Genomic DNA, 21876 nt, shown 5'->3' with positions numbered 1-21876 from the left:
GTCACCGCAACAGGCCTTTCACCTTCTCGTAACCTGGCCCCCGGATACGGTGGCCCGGGAGGCGGCGGGGGTATTGACACGTGAGGCCGCCGCCTTGACGGGCCCCGGCTACCGTAATAGAACACGTTTCAGAAACATCCCCGACCAAGCGCTTGATCCACTCCCCCGGGCGGTCATATGGAAATCAACCTCGTCGACCAGGATCACTACGTGCGCTCCGGCGTTCCGCACGAGCAGCTGAGGTGGTTGCGCGCCAACGATCCGGTCTTCTGGCACGAGGGCGACCAGCAACCGGGTTGGCCGGGGTTCTGGGCCGTCACCAAGCACGAGGACGTCGTCCACGTCTCGCGCCACTCCGAGATCTTCTCCTCCAGCAGGAAACTGGCCCTGTTCAACGAGATGGCCGAGGAGCAGCTCCAGCTCCAGCGGATGATGATGCTCAACCAGGACCCGCCGGAGCACACCCGCAGGCGCTCGCTGGTCAACCGGGGCTTCACGCCGCGTCAGATCGGCGTCCTTGAGGACCACATCCGCGACATCTGCCACGGCCTGGTGGACGAGGCGGCGGCCAAGGGCGAGGTCGACTTCGTCACCGATGTGGCCGCGCCCCTCCCCCTGTACGTGATCTGCGAGCTGCTCGGCGCGCCGGTCGAAGACCGCGACAAGCTCTTCCAGTGGTCCAACCGCATGATCGGCAGCGACGACCCCGACTACGCCGGCGCCCCCGACGAGGGGCAGGCGGCCGCGATGGAGGTCTACGCCTACGCCAACCAGCTCGCGGCCAAGCGCCGCGAGGAGCCGCGCGACGACATCGTCACCAAGCTGCTGCAGCCGGGCGACGACGGCGAGGCGCTCACCGAGGACGAGTTCGACCTGTTCGTCTTGCTCCTCGTCGTCGCGGGCAACGAGACCACCCGCAACGCGGCCTCCGGCGGCATGCTCGCGCTCTTCGAGAACCCCGAGCAGTGGGAGCGGCTCGTCCGCGACCCGTCCCTGGCCCGCACCGCCGCCGACGAGATCGTCCGGTGGGTGTCGCCGGTCAACCTCTTCCGGCGCACGGCGACCCGCGACACCACGCTGCGCGGCAAGCAGATCAAGGAAGGCGACAAGGTCGTGGTGTTCTACTCCTCGGCCAACCGGGACGAGGACGTCTTCGACCTGCCCACGAGCTTCGACGTCGGCCGCGACCCCAACCCGCACATCGGCTTCGGCGGCGGGGGCGCGCACTTCTGCCTGGGCAACCACCTGGCCAAGCTGGAGCTGCGCGTGCTGTTCGAGGTGCTCGCGCGGCGCATGCCCGATCTTCGTCCGGCGGGCGACGCCAAGCGCCTGAGGTCCTACTTCATCAACGGCATCAAGAACCTCCCCGTACAGGTCTGACCCGTACAGACCTGACCGCCGCGCGGCCTCGGCCGCACCGGTCCGAACGCCCGCCTCCTCCCGCGCCCAGCCGGAGGAGGCGGGCGTTCGCGCATGTGCCGGCACCCCCGTGCGGTCCGTGAAAGTTTCGCGGGGCGCTCCGGCGGCGGGCGACGGCCGTCACGGCGAGTCCGCGTCGCCGCAGCTCAGGCGATTCGTTCCTTGTGACGCCTCTTACGGCGGCCTGCAATCGCTTGTCAGGAAATTGCCTGATATACCAGGGTGTCCTGGTGATGGAACGAACCCCACCACGCGAGCCCGCCGCGACCACGGTCACGCCCGCCTCCGAGCCCGCGTCTTCGAACGGTGCCGCACCAGCGTCCGAGACGACCGACATGGCCCAGACACGGACCGCCACAGAGGTCGAGGCGCGACCGGCCGACGAGGCCGGGACGCAGGCGACCGACGAGGCGCCGACCCGGACGGCCATCGAGACCGAGGCACGGCCGGCCACCGAGGCCGAGTCCGAGACCGGCTCCGAGGCGCGGACGGCCGACGACGCGCGGGCGGACACCGGCGCCGAGACCGGCGAGCAGGCCGAGAAGGGCGAGGAAGGCGAGGACGCCGGGCAGGCACGGCGACGATGGTGGCCGCCGCGCTTCGTGACCGAGGCCACCGACCGTCGGGCACTGCTGATCTGGCTGTGCTCGCACGTGGGGTTCCTGATCTACACCTACCTGGCCGGGCCGGGCCGCACCACCGACCCGTTCCTCAACCGGCTCACCCGCTGGGACGCCGAGAACTTCATCGCCATCGCCGAGTGGGGGTACGACGGCCCGCCGGGCATGGAGGACAGCGCCAAGCTGCCCGCGTTCTTCCCCGGCATGGCGCTGCTGGTGCGGCTGCTCCAGCCGATCCTGCACGACGGGCGCCTGGCCACGGTGCTGATCTCCCTGGTGGCCAGCGCGGTCGCCGCCGTGGCGCTGTCGAGGCTGGCCGAGCACACGGTCAAGGGCAGCGGCACGTTCGCGGTGGCCGCCCTGTTCCTCAGTCCCTTCGCCGCCTTCCTCTACACCGGCTACTCCGAGTCGCTGTTCCTGGCGCTGGCGTTCCCGGCGTGGCTGCTGGCCCGCAAGGGGCGCTGGGACGACGCCGCCCTGTGCGCGGCGGCCGCCGCCTCGGTCCGCATCTCCGGGCTGTTCCTCGCGCTCGGCCTGGTGGTCATGTACCTGGTCGCCGAGAACGGCCGCAGGTCGCCGGAGAACCGGCGCCAATGGCTCTGGCTGGCCCTCCCCGCGATCCCGGTGGGGCTGTACACCCTGTACCACTGGTCGCGCACCGGCGACCTGCTGGCCTACAACAGCGTCCAGGCGCAGTACTGGGGCCGGCACACCGTCTGGCCGTGGGAGGCGTTCCTCAACACCTGGAACATGTCCGACGACATCCCCTCGCTGACCACCTCGTACTACGAGGAGATCATCGCGGCGGCGGTGCTGCTCGGGCTGGCGGTCTGGCTGGCGGCCCGCCGCCGCTGGCCCGAGCTGGCGTACATGCTCCCGCAGGTGCTGTCGTTCATGACCCTGTCGTCGTTCTACCTGTCGATCGGCCGCGCGTCGCTGACGTGGTTCCCGCTATGGCTGGCGCTCGGCTACGCCGGACTGCGAAGGCCCTGGCTGTTCTGGCTGATCATGGCCATCATGCTGCCCGTCATGGCGATCAACGTCGGCAACTTCACCACCGGAGCGTGGATCGGCTGATCCACCCGGGACCGCGCGCCGGGCGGTATCGGGACCGTCCCGTCCACCCGGCCGGCCGGCCCGGTCAGGGCCAGGAGGAGTCCTGCTCGGGGTCGGCGCCCTCGGACAGCAGCCGGACGTCTGACTCGACCATCATGGCGACCAGTTCCTCGAAGGCCACCGCGGGCTCCCAGCCGAGCTGGACGCGGGCCTTCTTGGGGTCGGCGCACAGCAGGTCGACCTCGGCGGGCCGGTGCAGCGTCTGGTCGGCGATCACGTACCGCTCCCAGTCGAGCTGCACCGCCTCGAACGCGGCGATCACCAGCTCGCGCACCGAGTGGGTGCGGCCGGTGCCGATGACGTAGTCCTCGGGGGCCGCGGCCTGGAGCATCATCCGCATGGCCTGGACGTAGTCCCCCGCGTAGCCCCAGTCGCGGCGGGCTTCGAGGTTGCCGAGCCGCAGCTCGGACGCCAGGCCGAGTTTGATGCGCGCGGCGCCCAGCGTGACCTTGCGCGTGACGAACTCCGCGCCGCGGCGCGGCGACTCGTGGTTGAACAGGATGCCGGAGACGGCGAACATGCCGTAGGACTCGCGGTAGTTCTGGGTGAGGAAGTGCCCGTACGCCTTGGCGACCCCGTACGGCGAGCGCGGGTGGAACGGGGTGCGCTCGTTCTGCGGGGTCTCGCGCACCTGGCCGAACATCTCCGACGACGACGCCTGGTAGAACCTGATCTGGCCGGAGCCGGCCGCGCGGGCGGAGGTGACGCCCGAGCACACCCTGATCGCCTCCAGCATGCGCAGCACTCCCATGCCGGTGACCTCGGCCGTGAGCTCCGCCTGCTCCCAGGACATCGGCACGAACGAGATGGCGCCCAGGTTGTACACCTCGTCGGGCTGGACCCGCTCCACGGCGCTGATCAACGACCCCTGGTCGAGCAGGTCGCCCCGGACGAGCTGGACGTCCTGCAGCAGCCGGCGGACGCGCGAGACCCTCGGGTTGGCCTGGCCGCGCACCAGGCCCCAGACGTCGTATCCCTGGTCGAGCAGGTGCTCGGCGAGGTAGGAGCCGTCCTGCCCGGTGATGCCAGTGATCAGCGCACGCCTGGCCAACGGGTCCTCCTTGATCTCCGGGCTTGGCCGCTTGTACGGCTTCGCCCGAACTGTGAGCTGTAAGACGCGAATGTACCGCCAAGGGGTGCGTCAAGCGCTATGGGATGCGGACGCGTTTGGCCGGCCCTCCCGTAGAACACGTTCTACCGAGTGGCGTTCGGTAAACCTAACGCCCCAGCTCGTGAGGTGTGAGAGTGATTTGAGGCACAATTCCACCTTAGGTACGGCTTCACCCCTAGATGGTAGGCTTCGCGGCTAAGATCGGCTTTGCCGTGTGTCAGGCGGCGGCGACCGCCGAGCACCGCTCTCGAAAGGGGTGTCCGTGGAGGTTCCAGACGACCAGCGGGAGCGGGAACCGGGCAGGCTGCGGGTCGCCCTCCTGTCGTACCGGAGCAAACCCACCTGCGGCGGCCAGGGCGTCTACCTGCGCCACCTCAGCCGCGAACTGGTCGCGCTCGGCCACTACGTCGAGGTCTTCTCCGGCCCGCCCTACCCGGAGCTGGACGAGGGCGTCGTGCTCACCGAGGTGCCCAGCCTGGACCTCTACCGCGACGAGGACCCCTTCCGCACCCCCGCCCTGAACGAGTACCGCGACTGGATCGACGTGCTCGAAGTGGCCACGATGTGGACGGCCGGCTTCCCCGAGCCGCTGACCTTCAGCCTGCGCGCGCTGCGCGAGCTGAAGAAGCGGAAGGGCGACTTCGACGTCGTGCAGGACAACCAGACGCTCGGCTACGGCGTGCTGGGCATCCAGAAGCTGTTCCCGGTCGTCGGGACGATCCACCACCCGATCAGCGTGGACCGGCGCATCGAGCTGGAGGCCGCGCCGCTGCGCAAGCAGCTGTCGATGCGCCGCTGGTACGGGTTCGTCCGCATGCAGAGCATCGTCGCGCCCCGCCTGAAGCCGATCCTCACGGTCAGCGAGTCGAGCCTGGCCGACATCCACCGCGACTTCAACGTGCCGCAGAGCAGCATGCGGCTCATCCCGCTCGGCGTCGACACCCGCTACTTCCACCCCCGCCCGCACCTGCCCAGGCGCAAGGGCTCCATCGTCGCCGTGGCCAGCGCCGACTCGCCGATGAAGGGCGTGGCGACCTTGCTGCGCGCCGTCGCCAAGCTCGCCACGGAACGCGACGTCAACCTGACGGTGGTCAGCAGGCCGACGCCCGGCGGCCCCACCGAGAAGCTCGTCCAGGAGCTCGCGCTCGGCGACCGGGTGCGGTTCGTGCACGGCATCTCCGACGAGGAGCTCGGCGAGCTGATCGCCACCTCCGAGATCTCGGTGGTGCCCTCGCTCTACGAGGGCTTCTCGCTGCCGGCGGTCGAGCACATGGCCTGCGCCACCCCCCTCGTCGCCAGCCGTACGGGCGCGCTGCCCGAGGTCGTCGGCGACGCCGCCGTCCAGGTCGCCCCCGGCGACCCCGAGGAGCTGGCCGCCGTCCTGCGCCGCCTGCACGACTCCCCCGAGGAGCGCGAGCGGGTCGGCCGGGCCGGATACGACCGGGTGATGGAGCGCTACACCTGGCACGTCGTCGCCAAGCGGACGGTTGAGGCCTACCACGAGGCCATCGAGGCCCGCAGGAAAGGGGAGCGGTAAGTGCTGACCGTCGACTTCGGGAAGCTTCCGGTCGGACCGGGGGTCCGCGTGCTGGACCTCGGCTGCGGCGGCGGGCGCCACGCCTTCGAGGTGCTGCGGCGCGGCGCCGAGGTGGTGGCGTTCGACCAGGACGCCGCCGAGCTGGAAGGCGTGGCGAGCATGTTCGCCGCCATGGACAAGGCCGGCGAGGTGCCCGCGGAGGGCACCGCCGAGACCGTGACCGGCGACGCCCTCGCCATGCCGTTCCCCGACGCCTCGTTCGACCGGGTGATCGCGGCCGAGGTGCTGGAGCACATCCCGGACGACATGACGGCCATGCGCGAGATCCACCGGGTGCTCAAGCCGGGCGGCCTGGCGGCGGTCACCGTGCCGAGCTTCCTGCCCGAGCGCGTCTGCTGGGCGCTGTCGGAGGACTACCACACCGCCCCCGGCGGCCACGTCCGCATCTACACGCTGGCGGAGCTCACCGCCAAGCTCAAGGCGACGGGCTTCGCCGTGGGCCCGCACCACCACGCCCACGGCCTGCACTCGCCGTACTGGTGGATCAAGTGCGCGGTCGGCGTCAACGACGACGACCATCCGCTGGCCAAGGCCTACCACGAGCTGCTCGTGTGGGACATCATGAAGCGCCCGGCGCTCACCCGGATCGCCGAGGCCGTGCTCAACCCCCTGATCGGCAAGAGTGTGGTGGTCTACGTCCGGAAGCCCGCATGACCGAAGCGGTCACGACGGGCGCCGTCCCGGCGGTACCGGGGATCATCACGGCGGACCAGGTCCTCGCGACCGCGCGCAGCATCGCCGCCGTCCAGGAACCCGACGGCGGCGTGCCCTGGCCCGAGGGGCACGTCGACGCGTGGAACCACGTCGAATGCCTGATGGCCATGACCGCCGCCGGGCTCAGGGCCGAGGCCAGGAAGGGCTACGACTGGCTGGCGCGCCACCAGCGCGCCGACGGCTCCTGGCCGATGAAGATGGTGCGCGGCCGCGCCGCCGAGGAGAACGGCGAGAGCAACCACGCGGCGTACGTCGCCGTGGGCGTCCGGCACGAGCTGCTGGTCACCGGGGACGAGGGGTTCGCCCGCGCCATGTGGCCGGTCGTCAGGAGGGCGCTGGACTTCGTCGTCGGCCTGCAGACGGCGCGCGGGGAGATCGTCTGGGAGCGCTCGGCCGCCGGCGTCCCCGCGCCGTACGCGCTGCTGACCGGGTGCTCGTCGATCTACCAGGGGCTCCGCTGCGGCGTGCTGCTCGGCGAGCACCTGGGCGAGCCGCAGCCCGACTGGGAGCTCGCCGCCGACCGGCTCGGGCACGTGCTCGCCGCCCACCCGGAGGCGTTCGCCGACAAGAGCCGCTTCTCGATGGACTGGTACTACCCCATCCTCGGCGGCGCGGTCCGCGGCGCCGACGCGCGGCTGCGCCTCGAAGAGGAGTGGGACACCTTCGTCGTCCCCGGGCTCGGCGCCCGGTGCGTGTCCGACCAGCCGTGGGTGACCGGCGCGGAGTCCTGCGAGCTGGTGCTCGCGCTGGACGCGGCGGGCGACCGCGAGCGTGCCCTCGCGGTGTACCGCGACATGCAGCACCTGCGGCACCAGGACGGCTCGTACTGGACCGGCTGGCAGTTCGTCAACGAGGCGTGGTTCCCGCACGAGCGGTCGGCCTACACCGCCGCCGCGGTCGTCCTGGCCGCCGACGCCCTGTCCGGCGCCACGCCGGCGTCCTCGCTGTTCCGCCAGGCCGGCCGCTTCGCCGTCCCGGTCATCGACCCCGACGCCTGCGGCTGCTCCCCCGCCTCCAGCCGGAAATAGAGGCGGCGAACGCCGAAGAGTTGCCTTATATAAGCGGAAGCTGATAAACCTTTCTCGTGCATGCGTTCGATGTGCTCGGCGATCCGGTGCGCCGCAGGATCCTGGAGCTTCTCGCCGACGGCGAGAAGACCTCCGGTGCGGTGTGCGCGGTCATCCAGGAGGAGTTCGGCATCTCGCAGCCGGCGGTCTCGCAGCATCTGCGGGTCCTGCGCGACGGCGGGTTCGCGACGGTACGGCCCGAGGGCGCCCGCCGCCTCTACTCGGTCAACCTGGAGCCGCTGCGCGACATCGACGCGTGGCTCGACCGCTTCCGGCGCTACTGGACTCCGCGTCTGGACGCGCTGGCGACAGAGCTGGCCCGCGGCAAGCGCGAACGCCGGCTCCGCGACTCCGGCGAACAACTCAGGCAAGGGGAATTGCCATGATCGATGTCAACCAGCAGATCAACGCCGTGCGGCGGCAGGTCGGCTCCCGCGTGCTGGAGGCCGGCGAGGCCCGCACCGTGACCGTCAGCCAGACCTACGACACCACCGTCGAAGACCTGTGGGACGCCTGCACCGACCCCGAGCGCATCGGCCGGTGGTTCCTGCCGGTCTCCGGCGAGCTGCGCCTGCACGGCCGCTACCAGTTCGAGGGCAACGCGGGCGGCGTCGTCGAGCGCTGCGACCCGCCGAAGGGCTTCGCCGCCACCTGGGAGTTCGGCGGCAACATCAGTTGGGTCGAGGTCCGCCTGACCCCCGAGCCCGACGGCCGCGCCCGCTTCGAGCTGGAGCACATCGCCCACGCCGACGACCACTGGGAGCAGTTCGGCCCCGGCGCGGTCGGCATCGGCTGGGACATGGGCCTCATCGGCCTGGCCCTCCACATGGCCGGCGGGCAGGGCGTCGCCCCCGAGGAGGCCGCGGCCTGGACCGCCTCCGACGAGGGCAGACTGTTCATGACGCTCAGCAGCGACCGCTGGGCCGACGCCGACGTGGCGTCCGGCACGGACGAGGCCAAGGCCCGCACCGCCGCCCAGAACACTCTCGCCGCCTACACCGGCACCGCCCCCGCCGACTCGCCCGGCTCGGCCGGTTCGCCCGAGGCCTGAGCCCGGACGCGCGACCCGGCGCGCCGAGAGCCCGGGGAGAGCCTCACGCGGGTGCGGCGATGCGCTGGAGCACGCGCAGGGAGCCCTCGGCCGCGACCTCCTTGAAGTCGCCGGTGGCCAGGGCGCGGCCGAAGACGCGGAACGGGGCTTGGCCGCCGTCGGCGGGGTCGGGATAGATGTCGTGGAAGACCAGTGCCCCGCCCACCATGACGTGCGGCGACCAGCCCTCGTAGTCGCTCGTCACCGGCCCCTCCGAGTGGCCTCCGTCGATGAAGAGCATCGCCAGCGGAGTGTTCCAGTAGCGCGCGACCGTCTCGGAGCGTCCGACGACGGCGATGACCTCCTCCTCCAGCCCGGCCGACGCGATGGCGGCGCGGAAGAAGGGCAGGGAGTCCATCTTGCCGAAGCGCGGGTCCATGAGAGTGGGATCGTGATGGGCCCAGCCGGGCTGGATCTCCTCCGAGCCGCGGTGGTGGTCCACGGTGAAGACGACCGACCCGGCCTGGCGGGCGCCGGCGCCGAGATAGATCGCCGACTTCCCGCAGTAGGTGCCGATCTCGCAGATGGGGCCGAGGGATCCGTACACGCACGCGGTCTCGAACAGGGCACGGCCCTCGTTCGGGGGCATGAAGCCCTTCGCGCGCTCGGCCGCGTGACGCAGGTCCGCCGGCATGGACACGTGAGTCATGATTCTTCCTCTGTGTGCGGCCAATGCTGGAGCACCTTATCTATCAACACCAATACCGCCCGAAAGGTGCCCCCGATATGCGCCGATCGGCCTAGAACAATATTCCGTGCTTCGATCACGCCCTGAGGCGGCACCGGCTCGTCGACACGATCGAGCGGGCCTCCCGCACGGGAACCGCCCAGCCCCTCGCCTCGGCATAGCCCCCGCCACGCCGGCCCGCCGTTCCCGCGGCGGGCCACGCGGGCGCGCGCACGAGCGCGGGCCGGAACCGGCCGCGCGCCACGGTCAGCTCGCGATCCGCCGCGTGCCGGCCCGTCCGTGGAACGTCCGCCGGTAGGCGGTGGGAGACATCCCGACGATGGCGGCGAAGTGCGCACGCAGGCCGGCCGGACCGCCGAACCCGCAGGTGTCGGCGATCCAGCCGATCGGCCGGTCGCTGGTCTCCAGGTACTGCTGGGCCCTGCGCACCCGCTGCCGCAGCAGCCAGCGCAGCGGCGACATCCCGAGCGTCTCGGCGAAGCGGCGCTCGACGGTGCGCACGCTGACGTTGGCCTGGGCGGCCAGGTCGGCGGTGGACAGCGGCAGGTGCAGGTGCTCGTCAGCCCAGTGCAGCAGGGCGGCCAGCCAGTCGTCGCGGACCACGGGCGAGGCCGGGCGGTGGTATTGGGCCTGCCCGCCGTCCCGGTGCGGCGGGGTGACGAGGCGGCGGGCCAGCTCGGCGGCCACCGCGGCGCCGTGGTCGACCCGGACCACGTGCAGGCAGGCGTCGATGCCGGCCACCGTCCCGGCGGAGGTGATCACGTTGGCGTCCTCTATGTAGAGCACGGACGGGTCGACCCGGACGGCGGGGTAGCGGCGGCTCAGTTCCTCCGCGTGCAGCCAGTGGGTGGTGGCCCGGCGCCCGTCGAGCACCCCGGCGGCGGCCAGGACGAAGGCGCCGGAACAGATGGACAGGATCCGCAGGCCGCGCCGGTAGGCGTCCCTGACGACCTCCACCAGCTCCGCCGGAGGGTCGTCGTGCACATTGGTGCAGGCCGGGACGACGAGGGTGTCCGTCGCGCCGAGATCCCACCCCTGGCCGGCCGGGGCGAGGGTGAACCCGGGGCTCAGCCGCGCCGGCGCGTCCCCGACCGGTACCGCGGAGAACTCGTACCACGGATCGGCAAGGTGCGGCCGGTCGACGCCGAAGATCTGACACACAACGGCCGCTTCGAAGATCGGCATGCCGTCCGTAACGGTCATGACGACACGATGGGCGCACATGACGCGAATCTAGCGCAGGTTGACGTAATGGACGCTAGTTCCCGGCGGCGCCGCCCAGCATGATCGTGACCACTCCCCGAACGACCGAAGGACGCACGATGACCCAGACCAACGACCGATCCGACCTCGGAACCGCGAAGCCGACGATCGCGGTGTTCGGCGCTTACGGGCACACCGCCCGGTTCGTGACCGCGGAGCTGCTGCGGCGCGGCTGGACGCCGGTGCTGTCCGGCCGGGACGCGGCGAAGCTGGAAGCGGCCGCCGCCGCTCACCCCGGCGTGGAGTGGAGGGTCGCCTCGGTCGACGACCCCGCCTCGCTCGACCGCGCGCTCGCCGGCGCGGACGCGGTGATCAACTGTGCCGGGCCGTTCGGCGAGACCACGCCTCCTCTGGTCGACGCCGCGCTGCGCGCCGGGATCCACTACCTGGACGTCACCGGCGAGACCCTGGTCGCGATCAGCACCTTCGACGCCTACCAGGATGACCCTCGGGTGAAGGAGGCCGGCATCGTGGTGGCGCCGGTGATGGCGTTCTACGGCGCGCTGGGCGACCTGCTCGCCACGGCCGCGATGGGCGACTGGCCGGCGGCCGACGAGATCGCGATCGCGGTGGCCCTCGACAGCTGGCACCCGACCCGTGGGACCCTGCTGGCCGGCCGGCGCCGCGCCGGGCGGCGGGTGGTCTTCGCCGACCACCACCTGTCGGTCGTCCCCGGCGACGAGCCGCAGCCGAAGGGGACCTGGACCTTCGCCGAGCCGTTCGGTCTCCAGGACGTCGTGGGGCAGTTCTCCACCACCGACGTGATCACCATCTCCCGGCATCTGGACGTCGCGCGCGTCGACGCCTTCCTGAACACCGCCCCGCTGAAGGACCTCGCCGATCCCGACACCGAGGGCCCGCGGGCGGCCGACGCCGACGGACGGTCCGACCAGGTCTTCCTGGTCGAGGTCGTCGTCCGGCGCGGGGAGGAGGAGCGGCGGGCGGCGGCGCGCGGCCGCGACATCTACGCGATCACCGCGCCGATCGTGGTGGAGGCCGCCGAGCGCGTCCTGACCGGCCGCGGCCGGGCCACCGGCGTCGTCACCGCCGGGGAGATCTTCGACGCCGAGGACTTCCTGCGGTCGCTGCCGCTGGACGAGGTGTCGCTGGGCGAGGTGTCGCTGGGCGAGGTGTCGCTGGGCGAGGTGTAGCGCGCCCGCCGGGCGATCGGAACAATGTTCCGTAGACCTCTTGTCGGCTCCAATGGAACGTGTTCTACTTCCTGGGTGAACCAGCGTGCTCGCATAGTGATGTCCGGTGACGAGGTGGACGCGTTCCTGCGGGAGTCGCGGAAGTTCCAGCTCGGCACGATCAACCCGGACGGGACGCCGCACATGGTGACGATGTTCTACGCGCTGTCCGAGGGCCGGCTGGCGTTCTGGACGTACGGCAAGGCGCAGAAGACGCGCAACATCGCACGCGACCCCCGGGTGAGCTGCCTGGTCGAGGCCGGCGACGACTACGCCGAGCTGCGGGGCGTCCTGCTGTACGGCACCGCGCGCCTGATCGCCGAGCCGGACGCCGTCCTCGGCATCGGCATGGACATCACCAAGCGCATGACCGGACTGGCCGACGCCGACGTGACGCCCGAGCTTCGCGGGTACGTCGAGCAGACGGGCCGCAAACGGGTCGCCTACACCGTCGAGCCGACACGCGTCGTTTCCTGGGACCACCGCAAGCTCTCGGCGCCCGCTACGGCCTAATCTCGCTCTGAAGCGTCCTTATGCGAGGAGGGTCCGATGAAAATCAAGGTCGACTACGACGTCTGCGAGGCCAACGCGGTCTGCATGGGACTGGCCCCCGAGGTCTTCGAAGTGGACGACGACGACAACCTGCACGTCCTGCTCCCCGAGCCCCCGCCGGAGATGCTCGACCGCGTGCGCCACGCGGTCCGATCCTGCCCCAAGGCCGCGCTCTCCCTCGAAGGGGAGTAGGCCCGCACCCCAAGGAGGTCCCCCATGCGAGCCGCCCTGCTGCACGCCGTCGGCGACGACAAACTCGACATCCGCGACGACTTCACCCTCACTCCGGTGGGCCCGACGGACGTGCGGGTGAAGATCAAGGCGACCGGCGTCTGCCACTCCGACCTGTCGGTGCTGACCGGCGTGCTGCCCATGCCCCTGCCGGTGATCCCGGGGCACGAGGGCGCGGGCGAGGTGGTGGAGGTCGGGGACCACGTCACCAGCGTCAAGCCCGGCGACCACGTCATCATCAACTGGACGCCCGCCTGCGGCGCCTGCTCGAACTGCCTGGTCGGCCAGCCCTTCCTCTGCATGACCTACGTCATGGAGAGCTTCACGCTGGCGAGGTTCCGCTACGGCGGCGAGAGCCCCGCGTTCGGCATGGCGGGCTGCGGCACCTGGGCCGAGGAGATCGTGGTCCCATGGCAGGGCGCGATCAAGGTGGACCCCGAGGTGCCGTACGAGGTCGCGGCGCTGATCGGCTGCGGCATCACCACCGGCGTCGGCGCGGCGATCAACACGGCGAAGGTCCGTCCCGGCTCGACGGTGGCCGTGGTCGGCTGCGGCGGCGTGGGCCTGTCGGTCATCCAGGGGGCCCGCCTGTCCGGGGCGGCGACGATCCTGGCGGTGGACCCGCTGGAGTCCAAGCACGCGCTGGCCAAGAAGGTCGGCGCGACGCACGCCTGCACCCCTGACGAGCTCATGGGCGCCATCGGCGAGCTGACCGGCGGGCGCGGGTTCGACTACGGCTTCGAGGTCGTCGGCAAGTCGGCGTCCATCATGTCGGCCTGGCAGGCCACCCGCCGGGGCGGCGACGTCATCGTGGTCGGGGCCGGCGCCATGGACGACCTGGTGCCGCTCTCGGCGTTCAACCTGCTGTTCGAGGGCAAGAACCTGCTCAGCTCGCTGTACGGGGGCAGTGACGTGCGCCGCGACTTCCCGTTCTTCGCCGAGCTGTGGAAGGCCGGCAAGCTCGACCTGGAGAGCATGATCAGCTCGCGCATCAGGCTCGCCGACCTCAACGACGCCGTCGCGGCCCTGAAGTCCGGCGAGGTGCTGCGCCAGGTCGTCGTCCTCGACCATTGACGCGCTCGCCGGCTTGAAGGCCGGGATTCAGTCCGTGCCGCGTCATGCGGCGCCTCTGTGGCTTCCTGTTTCGCCGCGCTGTGCCGGGGCGGGCCCTGGTCTTACCTGCGCTCCACAGGCGTTTAGCCTGTCCGCCCGTCCGGCGGCCAGGATGTTGATCGCGGCGTTGATGTCCCGGTCGAGGACCGCCCCGCACGGGCAGGTCCACTGTCGCAGGTTCAACGGCATCGACTGGGCGAGGGCCCCGCACTGGGAGCAGAGCTTGGAGGAGGGGAACCACCGGTCGATCTTGGCGAAGTGGCGGCCGTACCGGGCCGCCTTGTACTCCAGCATGCTCACGAACTGCGACCAGCCCGCATCGTGAACGGACTTGGCAAGGCGGGTACGGCCGAGGCCGGACACGGCAAGGTTCTCCACGTACACCGCTTGGTTATCGCGAATGATCTGGGTGGAGAGCTTGTGTGCCCAGTCGCGGCGCGCGTCGGCCGCCGCGGCGTGTGCCTTGGCGACCTTGGCCCTGGCCTTGTCGCGGTTCGCTGAGCCTTTGTCCTTACGGGAAAGTTCCCGCTGTGCCGTGCGCAGGCGTCGCTCGGCCCTGCGCAGGAAACGCGGGTTGCCCACCTTGCGGCCGTCGGAGGCGACCGCGAAGTGAGACAGTCCCAAATCGATCCCCACCTCGGCGGCCGTCTCCGCAAGGGGGACATCGCAGGTCTCCACGACGAACGAGGCGAAGTACCTGCCGGCCGCGTCCTTGACCACCGTGACACTGGACGGCTCGCCCGGCAGGTCGCGTGACCAGCGGACCGCAACGTCACCGATCTTCGGTAAGCGCAGCTTCCCGCCGGAGGTGACGCAGAACCGGGCGTTTTTGGTGAAGCGGATCGCCTGCCGGTTGTCCTTACGTGACCGAAAGCGCGGCGGGGCGAGTTTCGCCCCCTTGCGTTTGCCCGTCAGGCAGGCGAAGAAGTTACGGTAGGCGGTGTTCAGATCCGCCAGCGCCTGCTGTAACACCACCGCGGAGACCTCTGCCAGCCAGCAGCGTTGCGGGGTCTTCTTCGCCTGCGTGATGACCCGCTTGGACAACTCCCCATCCGAAATGTACGGCCGGCCGTTCTGGCGTGCGTCTTGCCGTGCGCGCAGCCCGTCGTTGAACACCACCCGCGCACACCCGAACGCGCGGGCCAGCGCCTGACACTGGCCCGGCGTCGGATAGAGCCGGAAGTTGTACCTGAGCCGCACACCATGATCTTACCCTTGGTTATCGGCCGAATACGGAGACATCACAACCGGCGGGCACTGTGTTCTCCTCCCGCACGCCCACTTGGTCTTCCGTCACCAAGTTCCGGCATCCGGTGTTCACCGGCACCCACCTGCAGCACACGGAACAGACCATGCGCGACGACCGCGCCGGCATCGACACCGAACCGGCCGAGTCCAACGACGAGGCCGGCCACGTACACCTGCTGGTGAACTCCCCCGCCCAAACCCGCCCTGTCCCGGCTTGTCAACAGCCTCAAGCGGCGTCTCCTCCCGCCGGATGCGACAACAGTCCCCCGAACTGGCCCACCACCACTACTACCGGGCGAACAAGCTGTGGCCGGGCTCCTACTTCGCCGCAAGCATGGCCGGCGCACCGATCAGCGTCCTACGCCAGTACATCGAACAGCACAACCACCCCGTCCGAGCCCGCTTGGACGCCGATCCGCCTCGGCGGCGAATCGGCTCCCTGCCCCGCTACGCGGGCGAGTCCGCTGCACCCCCGGCCTGAAAGCCGGAGCACTGCGGACGAATCAGGTAGCGCTCCGCCCGGCCGTCCGGCCTAGGAGGGCGTCCGCGGGAGAGACGCCGGCCGGCCGGCCGCGCGCTTCATCGAGCGCACGGCGGCCGGCCGCGAAAAGCACTCCGCGACGGTCACTCCGGGTAGGTCACTCCGCGGAGAAGGCGGCGTCGAAGGCGGCGGTGGGGGGTGTGATGGCGTTGAGGCCTCTGACGTAGGCCAGGGCCTCGGGGGCGCCGGCGAGGCGGTCCATGCCGGCGTCCTCCCACTCGACGGAGATCGGGCCGTCGTAGCCGATGGAGTTCAACGCCCGGAAGCAGTCCTCCCACGGCACATCCCCCCGCCCGGTGGACACGAAATCCCAGCCCCGGCGCAGGTCGGCCCACGGCAGATGCGACGACAACCGCCCCCGCCGCCCGTCACCGATGCGGACCTTGGCGTCCTTGCAGTCCACGTGGTAGATCCGGTCGGCGAAGTCCAGGATGAAGTTCACCGGGTCGATCTGCTGCCACACCATGTGCGAAGGGTCCCAGTTCAGCCCGAACGCCGCACGATGCCCGATCGCCTCCAGCGCGGCGACCGTGGTGTGGTAGTCGTAGGCGATCTCGCTGGGGTGCACCTCGTGGGCGAACCGCACCCCGACCTCGTCGAACACATCCAAGATCGGGTTCCACCGGTCGGCGAAGTCCTGGTAGCCGGCCTCGATCATCGACGGCGGCACCGGCGGGAACATCGCCACCGTGTGCCAGATCGACGAACCGGTGAACCCCACCACCGTGTTCACTCCGAGTTTGGCCGCGGCCCGGGCGGTGTCCTTGATCTCCTCGGCCGCCCGCCGGCGCACCCCTTCGGGCTCGCCGTCGCCCCAGATCCGCGCGGGCAGGATCCCCTTGTGCCGCTCGTCGATCGGGCTGTCGCACACCGCCTGACCGACCAGATGGCTGGAGATCGTCCACACCTTCAACCCGTGCTTGTCCAAGATCTCCAGCTTGCGCGGAATGTAAGATTCATCGGCGAGCGCCTTGTCGACCTCGAAATGATCACCCCAGCAGGCGATCTCCAGACCGTCATAGCCCCACTCGCCGGCCAGACGGCACACCTCCTCGAACGGCAGATCGGCCCACTGACCGGTGAAAAGCGTGATCGGCCTGGTCATTTCCGCTCTCCTTCTGATGCTCGGGGGCCCCTGTGGGGGGCCCGAATGCTTGCCGCGCCGCTCGCCGCGCTCCGCGCCCGTCCGGCGGGCCCGGCCGAGACCGGGCCCGCCTGCCATGGTGCGCTCGCGCGGGACGAGCGGCTACGGGATGGCGGTCCAGCGGCTGTCGTTGGCGGCGCTCTCCTCGACCGCCGCCAGCACCCGCTGCACCCGCAGGCCGTCGGCGAACGACGGCGCCGGGTCGGTGCCCTCGCCGATCGCCTCCAGGAAGTCCTTCACCTCGTGGGTGAAGGTGTGCTCGTACCCGAGCCCGTGCCCCGGCGGCCACCAGGCGCCCGCGTACGGGTGGCCCGCCTCGGTGACCAGGATGCGCCGGAACCCGGCCTCCTCGGCGGGGAGCGTGTGGTCGTGGAACCACAGGTCGTTCATCGACTCGAAGTCGAAGGCGAGGCTGCCGAGCTCGCCGTTGATCTCGATGCGCATGCCGTTCTTGCGTCCGGCGGCGAACCGGGTGGCCTCGAACGACCCCAGGGCGCCGCCGGAGAACCTGCCGATGAACAGCGCGGCGTCGTCGACGGTGACCGTGCCGGTCGCCGCGTCACCGGCCGCGCCCGCGGCCAGCCCGGCCGACTCCTCGGCGAGCGGCCGCTCCTTGACGAAGGTCTCGGTGATGGCCGACACGCCGGTCAGCGACTGCCCGGTGATGTACTGGGCGGTGTCGATGATGTGCGAGCCGATGTCGCCGAGGGCGCCCGACCCGGCCTTGTCCTTCTGCAGCCGCCACACCAGCGGGAACTCCGGGTCGACGATCCAGTCCTGGAGGTACTGGGCGCGTACGTGCCGCAGCTTCCCCAGCCGCCCTTCGGCGACGAACCGCCGCGCGAGGGCGACGGCGGGGACCCGCCGGTAGTTGAACGCCACCATGCTGCGCACGCCGCGGGCCGCGGCGCGCTCGGCCGCGGCGACCATCGTCTCGGCCTCGGCGACGGTGTTGGCCAGCGGCTTCTCGCACAGGACGTGCTTTCCGGCCTCCAGCGCGGCGATGGCGATCTCAGCGTGGGAGTCGCCGGGCGTGCAGATGTCCACGATCTGCACGTCGTCCCGGGCGATGAGGTCCTTCCAGTCGGTCTCCACCGCGGCCCAGCCGAGGCTCGCGGCGGCCGCGGCCGTGCGGTCGCCGCTGCGGCCGGACAACGCGGCCATGACCGGGCTCACCGGCAGGTCGAAGAACGCCCCGACGCTGCGCCACGCCTGGGAGTGGACGCGCCCCATGAACGCGTACCCGACCATGCCGACCCCGAGTGCGGCCCTGGTGTCAGTCACGAAACTTCCTCCGATTTCAGGATTCGAAGCCGAGCGGCAGGTACTTCTGCGCGTTGTCCTTGACGATGGTCTCCGACGTCAGCGTGATCGACTGCGGCACCTGCTGCTCGACCAGATCGCTCAGCCCCTTGCCCTGCGCGATCAACCGCGCCAGCTTGATCGCCGAAGCCGCCATCGTCGGGCTGTAGGTCACCGTCGCCTTCAGCACACCCGAATCCGCCGCGATGTCACGCATCGCGTTCGCCGACCCCGCACCACCGACCATGAAGAACTCGTTGCGCCCGGCCTCCTTCACCGCCGCCAGCACACCGATGCCCTGGTCATCGTCATGGTTCCAGATCGCATCGATCTTCTTGTGCGCCTGCAGCAGGTTGCTCGCCACCTGCGTACCCGACTCCACCGTGAACTTGGCGTCCTGCTGAGCGGTCACCGAGAACCCGTAGGTCTTCAACGCATCGGCGAAACCCTTGCTGCGATCCTGCGTCAACGGCAACGTCGCGATGCCCTGGATCTCCAGGATCACCGGGTTCGAAACGCCCTTGTCCTTCAGCGTCTTACCGATGTAAGTACCGGCGGCCACGCCCATGCCGTAGTTGTCGCCGCCGATCCAGGTCCGGTAGGACAGCTTGTCGGGGAAGACGCGGTCGAGGTTGATCACCGGAATGCCGGCGTCCATCGCCTTGCGCGCGACCTGGTTGAGCTGCTCACCGTCGTTCGGCAGGATCACCAGCGCGCCGACCTTCGCCGCGATCAGCGACTCCACCGCCGAGATCTGCTGGTTGATGTCATTGGTCGGCTCCACCGGCTTGAACTCCACATCGGAGTACTGCTTCGCCGCGTCCTGCGCGTTCTTGGTGATCGCCGCGATCCAGCCGTGATCGGCCGCCGGCGCCGAGAACCCGATGACGACCTTCTCGCCCGGCTTGTCGTTGTCGGTGCCGGCCGAGGCCGCCTGCGGGGCGGCGGCGGAGGGAGCCGCCTTGGGCTCGTTGCTGGTGCAGGCGCTGACGAGGGCGCCGGCGCCGACGACGGCTCCGCTGACGAGGAATCCTCGCCTGGCGACGCGCTTATCCATGGTGAATCTCTCCTTCTGATTCGGGGGGTTGCCGGCCTCGGCGCGAGAAGCGCTTCCGGGGCTGCGAAGTGTGGTTGCCGAGGCGCGGGCCGCGCGGGGTCCGCGCTATGTGCGCGATTCGAGGCTTCGCCGCTGCAGCAGCACCGCGATCACGATGATCAGCCCCTTGGCGATGAGCTGGTCGCTGGTGTTGAGGCCGTTGAGGATGAACAGGTTGGTGATGACCGTGAAGATCAGCAGCCCGAGGATCGAGCCGATGATGGTCCCCCGGCCACCGGTGAGCAGGGTTCCCCCGATGATCACCGCGGCGATCGCGTCGAGTTCGTACAGATCGCCGTGCGTGCTGGAGCCCGTGGTCGTACGGGCCATGATGAGCACCGCGGCGATGCCGCAGCACAGGCCGGACAGCGCGTACAGCGTCATCGTGTGACGCCGCACGTTGATGCCGGCGAGCCGGGCGGCCTCCGGGTTGCCGCCGACCGCGTAGGTGCGCCGTCCGAAGGTCGTGCGGTTGAGCACGAGCCATCCGATGGCGACCACCAACGCGAAGATGTAGACCAGCAGCGGCAGGCCGAGCACCCGGGTGGTGGACAGCTCCACGATGGCGCTGTTGTCGGGCTGCACGAGCTGGGTCTTGCGGTCGGACATGCGCTGCGCGAGGCCGCGCGCCGCCACGAGCATGGCGAGCGTCGCGATGAACGGCACCATCCGCCCGTAGGAGATGAGGAAGCCGTTGACCAGTCCCGCGCCGGTGCCGACCAGGATGGCGCAGATGGCCATCACGACCGGCCCGTACTCCTGGGTGGCGAGCGTCGTCGCCCACACCGAGGCGAGGGCCATGATCGCCCCGACCGACAGGTCGATGCCGCCGCCGATGATGACGAAGGTCATGCCGACGGTGATGACGCCGATCGTCGCGGCCAGGGCGAGGATGCTGACGAAGTTGGAGGAGGTGGCGAAGCTCTCGGGCGCGGTCACCAGGCCGATCACCGCCAGCAGGACCAGCGCCACGACCAGGCCGAGGTGGCGGGCCTGGCCCACCCGGCCCAGGATGCCGGGTCCTGCGGCGACGGCCGGCGCGGCGGCCCGCGCCTGGCCCTCGACTCGGGTGTGCTCGTCGGCGGGCGGCCGGGCCTCCAAAGGCGTGCCGCCGCCGGACGCGCGGTCGTCCCGCGGAGCCGGGTCGCCGACGTCCTGCGGAGTGCCGCCGTCCGAGGCGCGTGCGTCCGTCACAGCGCGCTCCCTTCCATGATCATGTCGAGGACGCGCGACTCGTCGAGGTCGCGGGCGTCCGATTCGTGGATGACCTTGCCTTCACGGAGGACCAGGACCCGGTCGGCCAGACCGAGCACCTCCGGGACCTCGCTGGACACCAGCAGCACCCCCACGCCCTCGTCGGCCAGCCGCCGGATCACGGCGTACAGCTCGGCGCGGGCGCCGACGTCCACGCCGCGGGTCGGCTCGTCGAGGAGCAGCAGCTTGCGGTCCTCGATGAGCCAGCGGGCGAACACGGCCTTCTGCTGGTTGCCGCCCGAGAGGGTCCTGACCGGACGGCTCGGGTCGTGCGGCCGGATGTCGAGCGTCTTGACGAGGCTCGCGGCCGCGCTGTTCTCTGCCTTGCGGTCCATCCAGCCCAGCCGGGAGTACTTCGTCAGCCCGGCGATGGTGATGTTGCGGGCGACGGTCTCGTTCATCAGCAGGGCCTGCGACTTGCGTTCCTCGGGCGCCAGCCCCATGCCGAGCCGCACGGCCCGCCCGGTGCTGCCGGGCGGCACGGGCTTGCCTTCGAGCAGCACCCGCCCGGCGGCGGCCTTGCGCGCCCCGTAGACGGTCTCGACGATCTCCGAGCGGCCCGAGCCGACCAGGCCGGCCAGGCCGACGATCTCGCCCGCCCTCACGCTGAACGACACGTCGGCGAAGCGGCCGGGGAGCGTCAGGCCTTCGACCCTGAGCACCTCGGGACGGTCGTCGTGCGCTCCGGGCGCCGGGCGCGGCGGGAAGACGTACTCCACGTCCCTGCCGGTCATCAGCGACACGACCGTTGAGGTCGGCGTCTCGCGGGCGGGGAGCCCGACGGCGGCCGTCCTGCCGTCCTTGAGGACGGTGACCCGGTCGCCGATCTCGCGGATCTCCTCCAGCCGGTGGGAGATGTAGACGACCGCCACACCCTGCGCCGTCAGGTCCTTGATGACGCGGAACAGGTTGGCCACCTCGTCGTGCGCGAGGGCCGCCGACGGCTCGTCCATCACGATCAGCCGGGCGTCGTGCGACAGGGCGCGCGCCATGCTGACGATCTGCTTCCCGGCGGCGGGCAGCCGCCCGACCTCGGTCGCCGGCCGCATCTCGCCGTGGCCGAGCCGGTTGAGCAGCACGGCGGCGGCCCGGTTCATGTCCCGCCTGCGGGTGAAGCCGAACGCGGCGTGCTCGTGGCCGAGGAAGATGTTCTCGGCGATGGACAGCCCGTCGACCAGGTCGAGCTCCTGGTAGATCGTCGAGATGCCCGATCTGATGGCCGCGATAGTGCCGGCGAAGCGCACCGGTTCGCCGCCGAAGGTGATGGTGCCCTCGTCGGGGCGGTGCGCTCCGGCGAGGATCTTGATCAGGGTGGACTTCCCCGCGCCGTTCTGCCCGAGCAGGCAGTGGACCTCGCCCGCCCGGACGTCGAGGTCGACGCCGTCCAGGGCCCGGACGCCGGGGAACTGCTTCACGATCCCTCGCATGACCAGCAGGTCGCTCACGGGGCCTCCGAAGTGGTTCGGGTGGGGTTGGGTGGAAAAAGGGTGCCGTGGGGGGAACGGCGGCACAGGATGAGG

At 70.6% G+C, this 21876-nt stretch carries 21 protein-coding genes; 12 read left to right on the top strand and 9 right to left on the bottom strand.

Annotation, left to right across the window (positions count from 1 at the left end; translation table 11 throughout):
* Window positions 1-177 precede the first annotated feature (177 nt).
* A complete protein-coding gene (locus ACZ6QO_RS18725; RefSeq protein WP_465852187.1) occupies window positions 178-1380 on the top strand; it encodes a cytochrome P450 in 1203 nt (400 codons plus the stop codon).
* Window positions 1381-1754: 374 nt separating this feature from the next.
* Window positions 1755-3116, top strand: coding sequence for a mannosyltransferase family protein (locus tag ACZ6QO_RS18720; protein ID WP_465852185.1), 1362 nt, complete (start codon window positions 1755-1757; stop codon window positions 3114-3116).
* A gap of 64 nt (window positions 3117-3180) precedes the next feature.
* On the opposite strand, the gene ACZ6QO_RS18715 is transcribed toward ACZ6QO_RS18720, so the two are convergent.
* A complete protein-coding gene (locus tag ACZ6QO_RS18715) occupies window positions 3181-4206 on the bottom strand; it encodes a GDP-mannose 4,6-dehydratase (protein WP_465852183.1) in 1026 nt (341 codons plus the stop codon).
* A gap of 322 nt (window positions 4207-4528) precedes the next feature.
* Between ACZ6QO_RS18715 and ACZ6QO_RS18710 the strand changes: the two genes are divergently transcribed.
* Genes ACZ6QO_RS18710 through ACZ6QO_RS18690 form a run of 5 tightly spaced genes read left to right on the top strand, consistent with a single transcriptional unit; the run spans window position 4529 to window position 8695 of the window.
* A complete protein-coding gene (locus ACZ6QO_RS18710) occupies window positions 4529-5803 on the top strand; it encodes a glycosyltransferase family 4 protein (protein ID WP_465852182.1) in 1275 nt (424 codons plus the stop codon).
* Window positions 5804-6517, top strand: coding sequence for a class I SAM-dependent methyltransferase (locus tag ACZ6QO_RS18705; protein ID WP_465852181.1), 714 nt, complete (start codon window positions 5804-5806; stop codon window positions 6515-6517).
* The gene (locus tag ACZ6QO_RS18700; RefSeq protein WP_465852180.1) at window positions 6514-7605 is read left to right on the top strand and encodes a prenyltransferase; all 1092 of its coding nucleotides are present in this window, start codon (window positions 6514-6516) and stop codon (window positions 7603-7605) included. Before ACZ6QO_RS18705 ends, ACZ6QO_RS18700 begins: the two co-directional genes overlap by 4 nt.
* Window positions 7606-7661: 56 nt before the next feature.
* Window positions 7662-8030: an ArsR/SmtB family transcription factor gene (locus tag ACZ6QO_RS18695; protein WP_465852179.1), complete on the top strand. Its 369-nt coding sequence runs from the start codon at window positions 7662-7664 to the stop codon at window positions 8028-8030.
* Window positions 8027-8695, top strand: a complete 669-nt coding sequence (locus ACZ6QO_RS18690; protein ID WP_465852177.1) for an SRPBCC family protein — start codon at window positions 8027-8029, stop codon at window positions 8693-8695. Before ACZ6QO_RS18695 ends, ACZ6QO_RS18690 begins: the two co-directional genes overlap by 4 nt.
* 43 nt (window positions 8696-8738) lie before the next feature.
* On the opposite strand, the gene ACZ6QO_RS18685 is transcribed toward ACZ6QO_RS18690, so the two are convergent.
* Entirely contained in the window at window positions 8739-9383 is a 645-nt protein-coding gene (locus tag ACZ6QO_RS18685; protein WP_465852175.1) for a class I SAM-dependent methyltransferase, read from the bottom strand.
* A gap of 285 nt (window positions 9384-9668) precedes the next feature.
* On the bottom strand, window positions 9669-10625 hold the full coding sequence (locus ACZ6QO_RS18680) for a helix-turn-helix domain-containing protein (RefSeq protein WP_465852173.1): 957 nt from the start codon (window positions 10623-10625) through the stop codon (window positions 9669-9671).
* A gap of 119 nt (window positions 10626-10744) precedes the next feature.
* Here ACZ6QO_RS18680 and ACZ6QO_RS18675 point away from each other — a divergent pair, with 119 nt between their 5' ends.
* From ACZ6QO_RS18675 to ACZ6QO_RS18660, 4 genes are all read left to right on the top strand, one after another.
* Window positions 10745-11836 (top strand): saccharopine dehydrogenase family protein, encoded by a 1092-nt coding sequence (locus ACZ6QO_RS18675; RefSeq protein ID WP_465852171.1) that lies wholly within the window; start codon window positions 10745-10747, stop codon window positions 11834-11836.
* A 75-nt stretch (window positions 11837-11911) separates the two neighbouring features.
* Window positions 11912-12388: a pyridoxamine 5'-phosphate oxidase family protein gene (locus ACZ6QO_RS18670; protein ID WP_465852170.1), complete on the top strand. Its 477-nt coding sequence runs from the start codon at window positions 11912-11914 to the stop codon at window positions 12386-12388.
* Between the two features lie 36 nt (window positions 12389-12424).
* Window positions 12425-12619, top strand: a complete 195-nt coding sequence (locus tag ACZ6QO_RS18665; protein ID WP_465852168.1) for a ferredoxin — start codon at window positions 12425-12427, stop codon at window positions 12617-12619.
* 24 nt (window positions 12620-12643) lie between these two features.
* On the top strand, window positions 12644-13732 hold the full coding sequence (locus ACZ6QO_RS18660; RefSeq protein ID WP_465852166.1) for a Zn-dependent alcohol dehydrogenase: 1089 nt from the start codon (window positions 12644-12646) through the stop codon (window positions 13730-13732).
* Between the two features lie 42 nt (window positions 13733-13774).
* Here the strand turns inward: ACZ6QO_RS18660 and ACZ6QO_RS18655 are convergent, their stop codons facing one another.
* Complete coding sequence (locus ACZ6QO_RS18655) at window positions 13775-14971, bottom strand: RNA-guided endonuclease InsQ/TnpB family protein (RefSeq protein ID WP_465852164.1); 1197 nt, start codon at window positions 14969-14971, stop codon at window positions 13775-13777.
* Between the two features lie 82 nt (window positions 14972-15053).
* Between ACZ6QO_RS18655 and ACZ6QO_RS18650 the strand changes: the two genes are divergently transcribed.
* Window positions 15054-15500 carry a transposase gene (locus ACZ6QO_RS18650; protein WP_465852162.1) on the top strand — a complete coding sequence of 149 codons (447 nt, stop codon included), beginning with the start codon at window positions 15054-15056 and terminating at the stop codon, window positions 15498-15500.
* A 157-nt stretch (window positions 15501-15657) separates the two neighbouring features.
* Here ACZ6QO_RS18650 and ACZ6QO_RS18645 read toward each other — a convergent pair whose 3' ends face one another.
* The 5 genes from ACZ6QO_RS18645 to ACZ6QO_RS18625 form a co-directional block, all read right to left on the bottom strand.
* Window positions 15658-16665, bottom strand: a complete 1008-nt coding sequence (locus ACZ6QO_RS18645; protein ID WP_465852161.1) for a sugar phosphate isomerase/epimerase family protein — start codon at window positions 16663-16665, stop codon at window positions 15658-15660.
* A 141-nt stretch (window positions 16666-16806) separates the two neighbouring features.
* Complete coding sequence (locus ACZ6QO_RS18640; RefSeq protein ID WP_465852160.1) at window positions 16807-17988, bottom strand: Gfo/Idh/MocA family protein; 1182 nt, start codon at window positions 17986-17988, stop codon at window positions 16807-16809.
* A gap of 16 nt (window positions 17989-18004) precedes the next feature.
* Complete coding sequence (locus ACZ6QO_RS18635) at window positions 18005-19063, bottom strand: ABC transporter substrate-binding protein (RefSeq protein WP_465852158.1); 1059 nt, start codon at window positions 19061-19063, stop codon at window positions 18005-18007.
* Between the two features lie 105 nt (window positions 19064-19168).
* Complete coding sequence (locus ACZ6QO_RS18630; protein WP_465852156.1) at window positions 19169-20296, bottom strand: ABC transporter permease; 1128 nt, start codon at window positions 20294-20296, stop codon at window positions 19169-19171.
* Window positions 20293-21801 carry a sugar ABC transporter ATP-binding protein gene (locus tag ACZ6QO_RS18625; RefSeq protein ID WP_465852154.1) on the bottom strand — a complete coding sequence of 503 codons (1509 nt, stop codon included), beginning with the start codon at window positions 21799-21801 and terminating at the stop codon, window positions 20293-20295. The genes ACZ6QO_RS18630 and ACZ6QO_RS18625 overlap by 4 nt, the downstream gene beginning before the upstream one ends.
* Between the last annotated feature and the right edge of the window lie 75 nt (window positions 21802-21876).

The organism is Sphaerisporangium sp. NPDC049457, from assembly GCF_055586705.1.
This window is presented reverse-complemented; position numbering and strand designations above follow the sequence as displayed.

Excerpts from the sequence above, each read along its gene's own strand:
- ACZ6QO_RS18725 (WP_465852187.1), top strand. The coding sequence starts at position 178 with ATGGAAATCAACCTCGTCGACCAGGATCACTACGTGCGCTCCGGCGTT.
- ACZ6QO_RS18720 (WP_465852185.1), top strand. The coding sequence starts at position 1,755 with ATGGCCCAGACACGGACCGCCACAGAGGTCGAGGCGCGACCGGCCGAC.
- ACZ6QO_RS18700 (WP_465852180.1), top strand. The coding sequence starts at position 6,514 with ATGACCGAAGCGGTCACGACGGGCGCCGTCCCGGCGGTACCGGGGATC.
- ACZ6QO_RS18690 (WP_465852177.1), top strand. The coding sequence starts at position 8,027 with ATGATCGATGTCAACCAGCAGATCAACGCCGTGCGGCGGCAGGTCGGC.
- ACZ6QO_RS18685 (WP_465852175.1), bottom strand. The coding sequence starts at position 9,383 with ATGACTCACGTGTCCATGCCGGCGGACCTGCGTCACGCGGCCGAGCGC.
- ACZ6QO_RS18680 (WP_465852173.1), bottom strand. The coding sequence starts at position 10,625 with ATGACCGTTACGGACGGCATGCCGATCTTCGAAGCGGCCGTTGTGTGT.
- ACZ6QO_RS18675 (WP_465852171.1), top strand. The coding sequence starts at position 10,745 with ATGACCCAGACCAACGACCGATCCGACCTCGGAACCGCGAAGCCGACG.
- ACZ6QO_RS18665 (WP_465852168.1), top strand. The coding sequence starts at position 12,425 with ATGAAAATCAAGGTCGACTACGACGTCTGCGAGGCCAACGCGGTCTGC.
- ACZ6QO_RS18660 (WP_465852166.1), top strand. The coding sequence starts at position 12,644 with ATGCGAGCCGCCCTGCTGCACGCCGTCGGCGACGACAAACTCGACATC.
- ACZ6QO_RS18645 (WP_465852161.1), bottom strand. The coding sequence starts at position 16,665 with ATGACCAGGCCGATCACGCTTTTCACCGGTCAGTGGGCCGATCTGCCG.
- ACZ6QO_RS18635 (WP_465852158.1), bottom strand. The coding sequence starts at position 19,063 with ATGGATAAGCGCGTCGCCAGGCGAGGATTCCTCGTCAGCGGAGCCGTC.